We start from the raw sequence: 13,495 nt of genomic DNA on the forward strand, positions 1-13,495 counted from the left end.
TTGCTATTGGGTTTCAATTTCGAGTTGATCTGTACTAATTCAATATCCAAGAGTTATCCTAAAAAGATCTATTATTGCTATTGGGTTTCAATTTTTTACACAAGCCTAATTACTTTCATATTTAAGCTTAAACCAGAGCCTGCCGACATATTCATGAATGGCGCGCTGAGAAGAGAGTAAATTATTAGCATCCAGCTGCCACCAATAACCTTGTCTGGTGATAAAGTCTGTGGGGGCGGCTTCCGGGCGTAAACCTTGGCTTTGAAAAATGGCCATAGATCTTGGCATATGAGTCGCCGAGGTGACAAGCCTAAATGGATAGGTACCCACATCCCATTTAAGATATTGGGCTTCTTCTATGGTGTCTTTAGCTAATGGGAAAGTAATAATTCGATCTTTAGGGATCCCAAGCTGCATGGCAGATTCAGCCATGATTTTAGCATGAGGGGTATTAGATGCACTTCCTCCCCATCCGCTGACAATCAAAATACAATCTTTGCCCAATTGATACTGGCGCACCCCCTCGGTTAATCTAGCCAAAGCCGTGGCAGATAACTGATGAACGGCGGCCCCGGGGATCTCATCATCATGGCCACTGCCGAGTACCATAACTAAACAGCCGGCGCCGATTGCTTGGTTATTGACTTTATATTGGTTTTCTAGAGAAGCCGTTAATAAATTACTCCCCACCGAGCTACTCAGGAAAACTAGAATGACAATGGCGACAGCCAATACAAAACGAACCAGTTTACGGTTCCTCAGCATAACGATACAAAATAGCAATAAGAGAACAACCAAAGGAATTGGCATAAAGAGTTGCGAGATTGCTTTTTTAAGCCAAAACATCATGTTGCTAGCCCAGTGAATCGAATTTTGGGCTAGTCTAACATAAGTTGTTATCTCTGCAGCTTTAGGTACTTTATTACCACAGCCAGGCGGCACCCCGCACTCCAGATGAACAACCATAAAGGTTCTGCACCACTGGGGTACGACACTCGCCGCCAAGTACATATTTCGCCAATATTTCGGGTAATTTAGGATAGATGGCATCGATATTGGACATGCCTCCCCCCAACACGACCACATCAGGGTCTAGCGTATTGATCACATGGGCAAGGGATCTGGCCAACCTGTCTAAGTAGCGCTCAAACGCTGCCACAGCCCGAACATCACCGGCATCGACCAACTCCATGATCTCAGAGCCTTTGGTCACATTGCCTCCGGCCTGGTTATAATCACGCACAAAGCCAGTGCCGGAAATAAAGGTCTCGATGCAGTCATGATTACCACAGAAACACGAGGTGGAATTAAACTCCTCTTTCGACATCCATGGCAGCGGGTTATGGCCCCACTCACCACATATCCCATTGCCGCCACTGTGTACCCGGCCATTGATGGCGATACCTCCGCCACAGCCTGTGCCTATGATGACGCCAAACACCACACCTTTGCCAGCGCCCGCACCATCGGTGGCTTCAGAGACGGCGAAACAGTTAGCATCATTAGCGACCCTGACTTCACGACTCAAACGCAGACCTAAATCGATATCCAGAGGTTTGCCATTAATCCAGGTCGAATTTGCATTCTTGACTAAGCCTGAAAAGGGCGAGATAACACCTGGGATGCCAACACCGACACTTCCCGTCATGCCCAATCTAGTCTCGGCTTCCTCCACTAGACTTACTATGGTATCGAGTGTAGCCTCATACTCCCTAGGTGTAGGTAAACGTTTCCTAAACAGCTCTTTCCCCTGTGCATTCAAGGCTACCAGCTCTATTTTAGTCCCACCAAGATCAACGCCCATTCGCAACATCTGTTTACTCCACTATCGACTCTTTATTAATGCTAACTATTTTAGCCTGACTGGCACGCTCAACTTTTATTGCACGCATAATAACTATGCCTGTAAACCTCTAAGATATTTAATAACATTTTCATCAAAGTACATCGAAAAAGTACTAGTTGACCTCATCTATACTCACCAGATTAAGTTAAGCCACAAGTGAAAGATAGTCACCTTAGTCTACTGCAATCGTATTCACCATCGACTGAGCTAAAATAGAGATTTTAGCTTTCGGGTTCGATATCGAGTCATCACCCTCTTTCTAGAAGAAAAATGAGCACTTTTCACCCGATCCAAGGTATTTTCATACAGAGGATTCCAGGCTGAAGTCGGCACCATAAAAGCATTGGCTGGGTAACTTCTCATGAGTTAGAACCCTGCCATGTTTGCATTTAGCGCTGCTGTATTAGTAATGTTTTACCCGCTTAGCAGCAAACAAAATCAAACTATAGGTGATGCACTCAATGGAGCAATCCCTTAGGTAGGAATCTTGACCTACTTAAAGGCAAGGCCAACAAACTTGGATAAACATGGGTAAATCAGCAAGTTAAAGAATAACATAACAGAAAATAATCATGAAAGAACAATAAGGAAAAATATGGCAACAATTTATGATGTCTCTGTGCTAGCTGGAGTATCGTTAGCCACGGTCTCCAGAGTAATGAATAAAAATACTAAGGTGAGTGAAAAACCGAGAAGAAAGTGCTCAATGCCATGAAACAACTTGATTACAGGCCGAACGCTATCGCTCAATCTCTCGCCTCCAGTCGCTCTAATAGTATCGGAGTGCTACTTCCTGAGCTACACGATCCCTTCTACAGTGCCATGATGAGTGGGTCACAAACAGGCATTAGCAGAGTCTTAGAGTTTACCCTCTCTCTGGTTTATGAGGGAGACAACTTGGAAATAGGTGACAGCCAAGGATTTAAAGCCTTGATGAAAGCAGAGCAATCCTTTACCGCACTTATATGTGCTAACGATGAGATGGCCGCAGGAGCCATGGATGCTGCCAGGCAATTCAATGTCGATATTCCTTCGCAGATATACATTGTGGGCTTCGACAATATCAGTTTAGCCAATTATATCTATCCCAAACTCTCAACAATCGATTACCCTCTCACAGAGATGGGACATATGGCGGCTCGATGGATCCTAAGAAACACTTATAAAAACAAATCATTATCGATTGAGAATATGTTTCATCTCTTTATTCACTCATCTCTTTCCAAATCCACATCAAAAACAAAACACACATAAAACAAACATGCGTCAAATCTCAACGATACAAAAAATATATTTTTCACTGTTTATCATCTCAATACTGTCACACATGACTTAAATCCCTTAGAATTCCCGCCAATGACATAAGGGATCACAATGAAACTCAAAATATTATCTGGACTGCTACTTCTTACATGTGCATCGGCACAAGCCGCCTGGTGGGTCGAACCTGACGACCTTGCCCTAAGAGCCGACATTCAATTGCTCGCCGATACCGGCATTATTTTGCAGCCAGTGACGACCTACCCCTTGATGTGGGCAGGGCTAAAGCAAGATATGGATAAGGCTGAAGTTGAAAAATTATCATCAATGCAGGCCAGCGCTTATGACCGTGTTATGGCCGCCTATAACAAAGATCATCAGAGCTTTAATGCCGAAGTGAAACTGGCAGCGGCAACAGATAATGCTCGCTTTCTAGGTTTTGGTCATGACTACCGAGATAAAGCGGAAACCACATTGAATGCCGAAGTCACCAAAGACTGGTTCAGTGGCAGAGTTTCTGCCAGCTATCATTACGATCCTATCGATGGAAATAGCGCGCGTTTAGATAACAGCTTCGCCGCCGTCATGCTAGGTAACTGGATTGTCAGCGCCGGTGCCCAGCAAAAGTACTGGGGACCAGGTTGGGATACGGGTCTCATTCAAACCACCAACGCCAGACCTATGCCAGGCATCACCTTTAGCCGCAATAACAGCCAAGCCTTCGAAACACCTTGGCTCAACTGGGTTGGTCCATGGACGTTCACCACCAGTTTTAGTCAAATGGAGAGCGACCGTTACGTGCCTGAAGCCAGGCATTGGGGCGCTCGCGGTACACTCAGACCCATCTCAAAATTGGAGGTCGGCTTCTCCTGGACCATGCAATGGGGCGGTGAAGGCTACGGCAATAGCTTAAGTGACTGGTGGGATGGGTTAGCTAATGGTGGTGGAAATGAGGCAGACCTTGAAAATGGCCAGGAAAACATGCTCGCCGGCTATGATTTTCGCTGGTCAGATACCGCCTTCGGTATCCCCTACGGTATCTACTATGAGCGTACCCATGAAGATTATCATAACGGTAAGAACAAGCTGATTAACGCGTCTAACATGGGCGGGATTGACTTCGTGTTGGCCAATATCAATACCCGAATCTTCATCGAATATGCTGACACGGCAGCCTCTTGTGGCCTTGATGACAAGATTTACAACTGCATGTATGAGCACGGCTTCTACAAAAATGGCTACCGCTACTATGGCAAGAGCTTAGGCAGTACCTATGACAATGATTCACGTACATTAGTTGTTGGGGGGATCACCCAACTTGGTGGCGGGCAAAGTATCACCAACAAGCTGAGGTACCTAAAACTCAACTTCGATGGCACAGATACTTCTAATCCAGAGGGGGGCAACCCGGTATCACCTGGCGAGTATGAACGTATGGTTCAGTTCGATACCAGCTATCACAGACCCTTCTATGAAGGTACGCTAAAAGTCGGTGGCACCTTAGGTTATAGTGAATATATGACTAGCGGTGGTGATGACTGGGATACGACGGTGTACGCCGCCTGGGAAAGAAGTTTTTAATATAAGCTCCTATGTCATGTGACGCTCGGTACGTGAGTTAATTGACGTCGGCGTCCTTGCTTATATAAAGCGGCTGGCACTTGTGCCAGCCGCTTTATATTACCTAATAGAACACTGCTAATCGAATAGGCATTGCCTTCTAGCTTTATAAAACCTAGAGCCTCTTTCCTAGAACCTTTCTTGATAAAGCTCAGCAAAATCATCCAGAGTCTTATGTCCTCTTTTGGAAAGAAATGTGAGCAGCGCCTCTGGACTTCTATTTAATATTCTCTCAGCAGGAAATTCCGCTTCGTCTATGATTTCCAGCGCTTGTGAGAACTCACCTAAGCTAAAGGCAACATGAGAATCTGAGCCCATCACTAGCAAGCCACCAGCATCTCGAACGGCTTTTGCGATTGCGACGCAGTTAGCCTCACTGCCTTTTCGGGACATCTTAAACGAGGAGTTATTGATTTCAAGTGCCACATGAGATCTGGCCGCAGCGATGGCCACAGCCTTGATATCGATAGGATAAGCCGGATTCCCCGGATGAGTAATAATATCCACATTGCCACTTTCGATGGTATTAATCATTGCCTGGGTGTGGGCCTGCTTATCTGCAGGGGGAAACACAGGTTCGTGAAAGCCGGCCAGCACAATATCTAACTCTTGCAGGTAATCCCCAAAGTAGTCAATTTCTCCTGCATCATTTTTAATATTCGCCTCGATGCCCCTTAAAATACCAACGCCATCTAGAATTCTGGGCAGTACTCTCAAATTGACAAAATGCCAGAAATGAGGGGCATCGGCCATATCCGGGCCATGATCGGTTATCGCAAATAACCGCAAACCTTTCTCTTTCGCCACAGCAATGTAATCATGAACCGTACTATAAGCATGAGTAGAGGCAATGGTGTGGGCGTGAGTGTCAACAAGGTACTTCATAATGGCTCTTCTTATACTTTATCAGTGCCCAAGATTCTACGCTTTTATAATCACTTAGCCTAATTTTCAGAAACAGCGTCTTGTAATTCATCCCATCCCTGACGCTTTCGATAAATAGTCGAGGCACTGATGTCTAACATGGCCGCAGCCTTAGGTACATTTCCATCACACTGCTCAATCGCCGCCTCAATCGTCTGTTTCTCTGACAGCCAGAGTGGAATGATTGTTTCAGCTTTAACTATTTCTGAGTCTGCTGCTTGCAACTTGTTGCTTCTAGCCAGCTCATCTATAGCAAGTGACTCACAGTTCTTGATTGCCGAAGCCTGATTAGCACTCGCGATGGAGATAACTGGCTTAATTTGAGTCTGACCGCTTCCCGAGTCTGATTTAAATAACGTAGGTAGCATAGACTCATCAATAATATCGGAGGAGTTAAGTACAACAATCTGTCTGATAATATTTTGCAGTTGGCGGACATTTCCCGGCCAATGATAAGTCTGTAGAATTTTTTTCACATCACCACTGAAACTTTTAAATTGCTTACCTTCCTCGGCGTTATATTCTTTTAAGAATTTGTGAGCGAGTAACAGCACATCTTTTCCGCGCACTCTCAATGCGGGCAACTCAATGGGGATTACGTGCAAGCGATAGAATAGATCTTCCCTAAATCTGCCGGCTATCACTTCATCCCAAGGGATCCGGTTAGTCGCACTGACAAAACGCACATCGACTTTCTCCTCCTTGGTTCCACCGACTCTTTGAAAGATCCCCGTTTGAATGAATCGTAAAAACTTGCTTTGAAGCTCAAGTTCCATCTCGCATACTTCATCTAAAAACAGGGTACCTCCATGTGCACGAGTCGCTGCGCCATCTCGGTTAGCGACGGCTCCGGTAAACGCGCCCTTGGTATGACCAAAGATCTCACTCTCTATCAAATCTTTAGGAATTGAGGCACAGTTGAGTGCGATAAAAGGTTTATCACGGCGATTGCCGGCATGATGAATGGCCTGAGCACAGACCTCTTTACCGGTACCACTTTCTCCTATGATAAAAGCCGAAGCCTTACTATTGGCGACGCAATCTATGGTCTTATATACGGTTTGCATCGCAAGGGATTCACCGATAAACCCCATATAATTGGCCTTAGGTAAGCTTTTCTCATAATTGGCGACTAAATTGACAAGCTGTCTCTGTTTCAGCGCATTACGAACTGTGATGGAGAGGCGTTTAGCATCGAAAGGCTTAATAATGAAATCGAAAGCACCAGATTTCATAGATTCAACGGCAAGATCAATTGTGCCATGGGCGGTGATCATAATAACGGTAATATCTGGATACTGAGATTGAACTTTCTGCAGTATCTCCATGCCAGACATGTCGGGTAGCTTGATATCCAGCACTAGCAGATCCGGCTGCCAAGTCGTCAGTTCACTTAACGCATCTTCCCCATGATTAACATGGGTAACTTTCGCTCCTTCGGAGCGTAGATACTCAGTATACAATGCCCCCAACGACATGCTATCTTCAACAAGTAAAACGGTAAATGAGTGCTTAACTTCCATATTTTCTTTACCTATTTCCTTTATCAATTTCTTTACTTATGGTTTTACCCATATTCTTATCGATCAATCTAGTTCGCCAAATCTAAGCGGCAAAGCGCTGCCTGAAGGCCTTTATGGTCTGCTCTCCAATCTCCTGTACTTCTAGCATATAAGACTCTACTTCACTTTTATCTTTATCTCGGGCACTTTTTTCCAGACATTTAGCCACTTCATAGAGGGCTTGGGCACCAAAACTCCCAGAGCTGCTTTTCAAGGTATGAGCCTGATCATCTATCTCGTTAAAATTCATCGACAGTTTCAGTGATTTTAACTTTTCTAAACGATCGTGGGTCTCTTGAAGATAGACATTGAACATGCCTTTCATAGACTCTTGTCCAAGGGCATCGACCAGCTCAGACAGCACCATCTCATCGAATAATTTGTCCACAATGCCTGTTTCATTATCTATCATTTGTGGGCTATCAGCTTTAGCATTCATAATGTCGTCTATCGTAGCTTCTTTAACCAAGCTTAATTCCTGAACACTAGCTTCACAAGCTTTGTCGGTATTTATCCCTTTTGCCTGAGTATGTTTGCTTGGCAACTCAACGACATCTGAGGAGGGAAGCCAATTATTAATAGCCTTTACCAGCTCGACCTGATTAACTGGTTTCGCGACAAAGGCTTTCATCCCAGCGTCGAGGCAAGACTCTACGTCCTCTTTCGACACATTAGCCGTCATGGCTAATATCACAGTATCGGGCCGAGCGAGTAATATCTCTCTGGTCGCCTCAACACCGTCCATCTCAGGCATACGCATATCCATCAATATCAAGCCATAGCTATGTTCGGCTGACATTTTAACGGCCTCTTTTCCATTATGGGCAAATTCAACCTCGAAACCCGATTTAGCTAACATGGCCCCGGCTATGACTCGATTTGAGGGGCTGTCTTCTGCTAGCAATAGACGTTTGTTCCTCAATGTCAGTTCAGGTAATAGGGTCTCGACCTCTCTGATATCTGATTCATCCTGACTCTCACCACTGAGCAAACCTAGCAACATCTCTCGGCTCAAGGGTTTGTTGATCACTTGTTCTAAACCAATATCGGCCAAGACCACAGGCATTTCAGGGCTTAACCCCGACATGAGTGCAGCAATTAAGCCATCTTCGAACAGAAAATCGCGCTTAAATTGATTCGATAAGTTTAAACTCAACTGAGATAAACTAGTGTCATCGATCAGTATAAGATTAAACTTGCCTTTCACTGCTTCGATTTTAAAGATGTCCGTTAATTGGCTCACATTGACGGTCTGCACCCCATACTGGCTATACTGTTTTCTGACCAGATGAGAAAAGGTCTTATCCGGATGAATCAGTAATACTCTGGCATGTGCAGGAATATGGGTAAGATAACTGTCTCTTTGTTCCTCTAGCTGTAAACGTACGTTGAACCTGAAACAACTACCGTGTCCAAGGCGACTACTCAGCTCGATCTCCCCCCCCATCATGGTGATTAACTCGGAACAAATGGCTAAGCCTAATCCGGTGCCCTTGTAGTTGGTATTATGTTGATCATGGACCTGACTAAACTCTTGAAACAGTTTCTTCTGAGCTGGCAGACTAATGCCAATGCCTTCATCAGTGACAGCACAGTGCAGTTGCACTTCCTGGTGATGGCTATCAGGAATCCACATTTCTACAGAAATGCAGCCACCACTGGAGAATTTAATTGCATTATCGACGAGATTATGCAGTACCTGACGCAATCTCTGGGCATCTCCCTTGACAAGATCCGGGACATTTCGATTAATAAATGTCGCTAAGTTGACCCCTTTATCATTAGCCTTAGGCGCTAAGATTTGCATCACTTGAGCCACCATCTTAGCAGGCGAGAAACTCATATTTTCCAACACCATCTGTCCCGCTTCAATCTTGGAAAAATCTAAAATATCGTTGATGGTGCTCAATAGGGCTGTACCGGCCTCTTTAGCCGTGTGTGCATAGATGCGTTGATCTTTATTCAGCTTAGAGTCAAGCATCAGTTCCACTCCACCTAACACGGCATTCAATGGGGAGCGAATTTCATGACTCATGGTGGCAAGGAATCTGGATTTAGCCTTACTGCCTAATTCAGCCTGCTCCTTAGCCTGTTTTAACTCAGTCTCATACTGCATACGCTCTGAAACATCGTGTAAGAAGGCGGTGAGTAAGATCTCATCACCGAGTTGTACCGGGATCATCTTCATCTCAACCGGAAAGTTAGTACCATCGGCCCGAATAGACATGAGTTCTACGCTCTTCTTTATCGCTGGACCACTACCAGTTTTCCTGAAAATGTCCAGTCCTTCCTTAAAAGCCTTTCTCTCGATATCGACAAATATCAGATCCTCTAAAATCTCACCCAGAGCCTGTTCACGACTATGGCCAAACAGATGACTGGCCGCTTCATTGAACTCTTGAATACGCCCTGTGATATCTATGGTTATTAATGCATCTTGGCTCGCCTCGAGTGTCGCGAGCAAAATAGACTCGGTCCGTTTAGCCTCCTCCTCTTTTCGTTTTATATCACTTAAGTCTTTCACTAAGCCCAGTAACATGACGTCGCCATCAATCAACATCTTAGAGACAGACAGGTCGATGGGAAAAAGCTTACCACTCTTATGTTGTGCCACCAGCTCCCTCCCCTTGCCTTGTAGCACCCCTCTTTTAGAGTTAATGAAACGCATCAGGAAATCATTTTGCATGTGTCGTTCGTGGCTAGGCATGAAAATGGATACGTTCTGGCCAATCAAGTCATCCTGGTCATAACCAAAAAGGTGGCCGACGGCTGGATTAACCTGAACGATGATCCCTTTGGTATCTATGATGATAAACCCATCCACAGCGGCCTCTAAAATCGTACTGAGTCGGATGTTGGCACTCTCAAGCTCCTGAGCATTCTTCTCAATTTTTTCAATCATTCGATTGAATGCCCGGGTAGTTTGACCTATCTCATCATGGCTATTCACAGGAATTTGTACCCCAGTTTCCCCCTGGAGTATTCTCTTAGATGCCCGTTTCAACTCACTCAAGTTTTTGGTCAAATAACTGCCCAATAACCAAGAAAAAAGCGCAACCAACAACATCTCTAACCCGGCAATCGAGCTAAAACGCGTTGTGGCTTTTGCTAAAAACAGATCGAACTCATGGATGCTAATCCCCAGCTCAACATGACCGAACATAAACCCTGACTCAATAATGTCGGCCTTCACATCGAGTACACCGTCTTCTATGTCGACAAATCCGCCACCCAGATTAGCTAGTGCCTCTTCACTGGCTTCTTGAGCGTTAGCCGAGATTAACGCCGGTTCTCCCGCTCTTACGAGCAAGTTATTACGATCATAAATTTCCACATATAAGACCTGAGTATTTTCGAGTAACTCGTTCGACAACTCCTGCAAGGTAGAGACATCAGTACTGATAACCGCATCTTTGGCCGCTGCTGCAAATAGCGTCACAACTGAACGGGCACGTTTTTCAATCTCAGCCTGATTAGAGCTCTTGAGATAATCGACACTGGTATAAACCAGCAGCATCAAAAGCACGCCCTCTATTAGCGCGATGCCTAATACCGTTTTTAGTCTAAACGTCATTAGTAACCTCCCTCTTATCTCTTATCTCTTATCTCTTATCTCTTATCTCTTATCTCTTATCTCTTATCTACAAACAATAAGCGGCTCATGCTTATTTATCATTCGTCTCTAAGGGCTTAGAGAAATCCCCTAAGCCTAAGGCTCTCACATCATTCCAATCACTGCTCTTGGCGGCTTCGAAAGGTTTAAAGCCAAGCCCTTCCAGTAGTACGGTTCCTTCTTGAGTCGAAGAAAATTGAGTGAACTTTATCATTAATTCTTCTCTGACACCGACGGGCACTCTTGGGTGAATAGCCACTGCATGGGGAGTGTATCCTGGCGTTTCCCAGAGCACTCGCAGCTGCTTAGTCACCTCTTTATCCATGGTTTTAAAGGTTCTCTTGACCCCTCCTCCCCCAGCTACTAACCCTTGGGCTACGGCGAGATAAACAGAGTCATGTGATCCCACATACTTTATTTGATTGTTAATTCCCTTTATCTTCAAATTGGCCCTGGGCAGCACACTCGCGGCGAAGGCGGCAGGAGCCGGGAAGGCCAGTAACTGTCCATCGAGGTCTAACAGGGAATGAGCCGTTGATATTTTCTGAACGACGATAATGCCTTTTATTTTTTTACCTTGCTCTTTTACCAGAGGCAGATATCCGGGTGATTCATTAAACACGGTAAAGTGGTAGGGATTCATATAGGCAATATCGTACTCCCCCTTGGCCAAGCGCTTCTCAAACGTGGGAATATCGGGAGCTGTCGCAAAATGCAATTGAAAATTTGCATTTTGCGACAAGGCTGCCAGTAAGGGAGACCATTTTCTTGCCAGCATGCTAGCGGCTTGTTGCGGCACCACGCCAAATGTGAGAATCGAAGATTCGTTAACTGTGTGTTTTGTATCAGATGCTTGCGTCGTGACAACACCACAAAAAAACAAGGCAATAGGGAGGAACAGATGTGTGTTGAGCCATTGTGATATTTTCATTATGCGTATCCTTACCAGTGACTATCCTCAATACTGGAGCAAGGCCTATGCCAAATCTCAGCGGGCGTACCACCATCCATTAGACACATACCAATAAATTCGGCAGAAACATCTTTTTCTCATAATAAAACAATCGGTTAATCCAATATGTATCACATTTTTGCATTTTGCAATTAATACCTTTGCAAATACAGCAACATCATCACAGGCAGAATACTTTATAAATACTAACAACTAGATAGGGTCATAAACTCAGGCCATGGCACAAAGATTGCCTTTATCTTGATACCACATAGTTAGGTAATGAGCCTGCTTATGACTTCAAATGCAACACATGGAATGTCCACAGCTGCAGTCCAGTTTCGGTTAGACACACTTTCAGTCTTACTGGTTGAAGATACTCAGAGCGAGCGATACTTTATTGTCAATCTACTGCGGAGCATGGGAATGGATGTCTCGAGCTGCGCTAGCGGTGAGGAAGCAATCGAGTTATATCAAAGCGAGATGCCCGATATTGTGATCAGTGACTGGCGAATGCCTGGTTTGACCGGCCCCCAGTTATGCCAACGGCTCAAGCAGGCACCATTTCCGCCTTACATCATCTTGCTAACCGCCAACAACCAGGCAAAACACATGGTAGAAGGCATCGAATCTGGGGCGGATGACTTTCTCACCAAACCTTTTATACCTAGCATATTGAAAGTGAGGCTGTTAGCTGCGGCGCGCATCGTCAAGATGCAGCAGCACCTGACCGATCAGAACCTGGCACTCAACAACGCCCTGTCTAAGGAGCAAGCCTACTTAGCACAAGTTCAAGCAGATCTCGATAGCGCCGCCAGGCTGCAGGGCTCGTTACTGCCGACATCGAGCAAGCTTATCAATCAATGGAGTCTGGCTACCAGATTTCAGCCTGCCCAAGACCTGGCTGGCGACATATTCCAATGCTTTAACATCGACGATTCTCATCTAGGTTTCTATCTGCTCGATGTCACCGGCCACGGCATCGCAGCTTCGATGCAAAGTTTTACATTAGCCCAGAGGCTTAGCTGTAAGAGTTGTCACTGGGACAGCTTAGATCCGGCGTTAATTGTGACTGAACTTAATGCTGACTTTGAAGACCCTGAAAATGCCGGGCGGTTCGCCACATTGATTCTGGGAATTGCCAATACAGACAGTGGTCAGGTGAGAATAACGATTGCCGGGCACCCACAGCCAATCTTACTCGATAATGATAGCGCCACCATGATGAGCCTGGACTCAGGTATTCCCCTAGGAATCGACAATCAATTTCAATACCAGTACAACTCATTCTTCTTAAGCAGTGAACAGCACCTAATGCTCTACTCAGACGGATTATATGAGTGCCAACACCCCACCTATGGCGAGTTTGGCCAACAGAGGTTGCTCAAGGCCTGCTCCGATGCACACCAACTATCACCGGAATCTCTCTTGCATCATCTCAGTCACGCCATCGAGCTCTGGCAACAAAACTCCCCCCAGGATGATATCTCAATCATGATAATTTCCACCTCGAAACTGAATACAGTAGAAATAGATATCGCTCAGTATCATTCTGATAGTGGAATGACTTTTCAGATAAGTTCCCAGGACTCAACATGAAAAAGGAAAAAGTGGATCAAGATGAATCAATCATCAATCAGTTATATCTACAAAACCATGAAACATGATCTCAACCCGAACATTTCAATATAAACAAGTTAGCCCAGGCCAGTTGGAGG

Annotated in this window: 8 protein-coding genes and 1 pseudogene; 3 read left to right on the forward strand and 6 right to left on the reverse strand. The window is 45.1% G+C overall.

The features are described 5' to 3' along the window. Window positions 1-105: 105 nt before the first annotated feature. Complete coding sequence (locus FS373_RS20215) at window positions 106-849, reverse strand: YdcF family protein (RefSeq protein ID WP_144045914.1); 744 nt, start codon at window positions 847-849, stop codon at window positions 106-108. A 73-nt stretch (window positions 850-922) separates the two neighbouring features. Continuing rightward, entirely contained in the window at window positions 923-1,813 is an 891-nt protein-coding gene (gene mak, locus FS373_RS20220; protein ID WP_144045913.1) for a fructokinase, read from the reverse strand. Window positions 1,814-2,441: 628 nt separating this feature from the next. On the opposite strand from mak, the pseudogene FS373_RS20225 reads away from it, so the two are divergent. Further along, window positions 2,442-3,100 (forward strand): annotated as a pseudogene (locus tag FS373_RS20225) (LacI family DNA-binding transcriptional regulator). A 120-nt stretch (window positions 3,101-3,220) separates the two neighbouring features. Next, entirely contained in the window at window positions 3,221-4,687 is a 1,467-nt protein-coding gene (locus tag FS373_RS20230; protein WP_152830447.1) for a capsule assembly Wzi family protein, read from the forward strand. A gap of 168 nt (window positions 4,688-4,855) precedes the next feature. Here the strand turns inward: FS373_RS20230 and FS373_RS20235 are convergent, their stop codons facing one another. The 4 genes from FS373_RS20235 to FS373_RS20250 all read right to left on the reverse strand — a co-directional run bounded on the left by FS373_RS20235 (window position 4,856) and on the right by FS373_RS20250 (window position 11,756). Further along, complete coding sequence (locus FS373_RS20235) at window positions 4,856-5,611, reverse strand: phosphatase (protein ID WP_144045912.1); 756 nt, start codon at window positions 5,609-5,611, stop codon at window positions 4,856-4,858. A gap of 59 nt (window positions 5,612-5,670) precedes the next feature. Next, entirely contained in the window at window positions 5,671-7,173 is a 1,503-nt protein-coding gene (locus tag FS373_RS20240; RefSeq protein WP_144045911.1) for a sigma-54-dependent transcriptional regulator, read from the reverse strand. A gap of 82 nt (window positions 7,174-7,255) precedes the next feature. Continuing rightward, the gene (locus FS373_RS20245; RefSeq protein ID WP_152830448.1) at window positions 7,256-10,786 is read right to left on the reverse strand and encodes a PAS domain S-box protein; all 3,531 of its coding nucleotides are present in this window, start codon (window positions 10,784-10,786) and stop codon (window positions 7,256-7,258) included. Between the two features lie 91 nt (window positions 10,787-10,877). Beyond that, the gene (locus tag FS373_RS20250) at window positions 10,878-11,756 is read right to left on the reverse strand and encodes a phosphate/phosphite/phosphonate ABC transporter substrate-binding protein (protein WP_144045910.1); all 879 of its coding nucleotides are present in this window, start codon (window positions 11,754-11,756) and stop codon (window positions 10,878-10,880) included. 339 nt (window positions 11,757-12,095) lie between these two features. On the opposite strand from FS373_RS20250, the gene FS373_RS20255 reads away from it, so the two are divergent. After that, the gene (locus FS373_RS20255; RefSeq protein ID WP_416221774.1) at window positions 12,096-13,376 is read left to right on the forward strand and encodes a PP2C family protein-serine/threonine phosphatase; all 1,281 of its coding nucleotides are present in this window, start codon (window positions 12,096-12,098) and stop codon (window positions 13,374-13,376) included. The last annotated feature ends 119 nt before the right edge of the window (window positions 13,377-13,495 follow it).

This window comes from Shewanella sp. YLB-07, from assembly GCF_009377275.1.

What these genes read in the sequence shown, in the direction of transcription:
- FS373_RS20215 (WP_144045914.1), bottom strand. Translation starts at nt 849, where the DNA reads ATGATGTTTTGGCTTAAAAAAGCAATCTCGCAACTCTTTATGCCAATT.
- mak (WP_144045913.1), bottom strand. Translation starts at nt 1,813, where the DNA reads ATGTTGCGAATGGGCGTTGATCTTGGTGGGACTAAAATAGAGCTGGTA.
- FS373_RS20230 (WP_152830447.1), top strand. Translation starts at nt 3,221, where the DNA reads ATGAAACTCAAAATATTATCTGGACTGCTACTTCTTACATGTGCATCG.
- FS373_RS20235 (WP_144045912.1), bottom strand. Translation starts at nt 5,611, where the DNA reads ATGAAGTACCTTGTTGACACTCACGCCCACACCATTGCCTCTACTCAT.
- FS373_RS20240 (WP_144045911.1), bottom strand. Translation starts at nt 7,173, where the DNA reads ATGGAAGTTAAGCACTCATTTACCGTTTTACTTGTTGAAGATAGCATG.
- FS373_RS20245 (WP_152830448.1), bottom strand. Translation starts at nt 10,786, where the DNA reads ATGACGTTTAGACTAAAAACGGTATTAGGCATCGCGCTAATAGAGGGC.
- FS373_RS20250 (WP_144045910.1), bottom strand. Translation starts at nt 11,756, where the DNA reads ATGAAAATATCACAATGGCTCAACACACATCTGTTCCTCCCTATTGCC.
- FS373_RS20255 (WP_416221774.1), top strand. Translation starts at nt 12,096, where the DNA reads ATGTCCACAGCTGCAGTCCAGTTTCGGTTAGACACACTTTCAGTCTTA.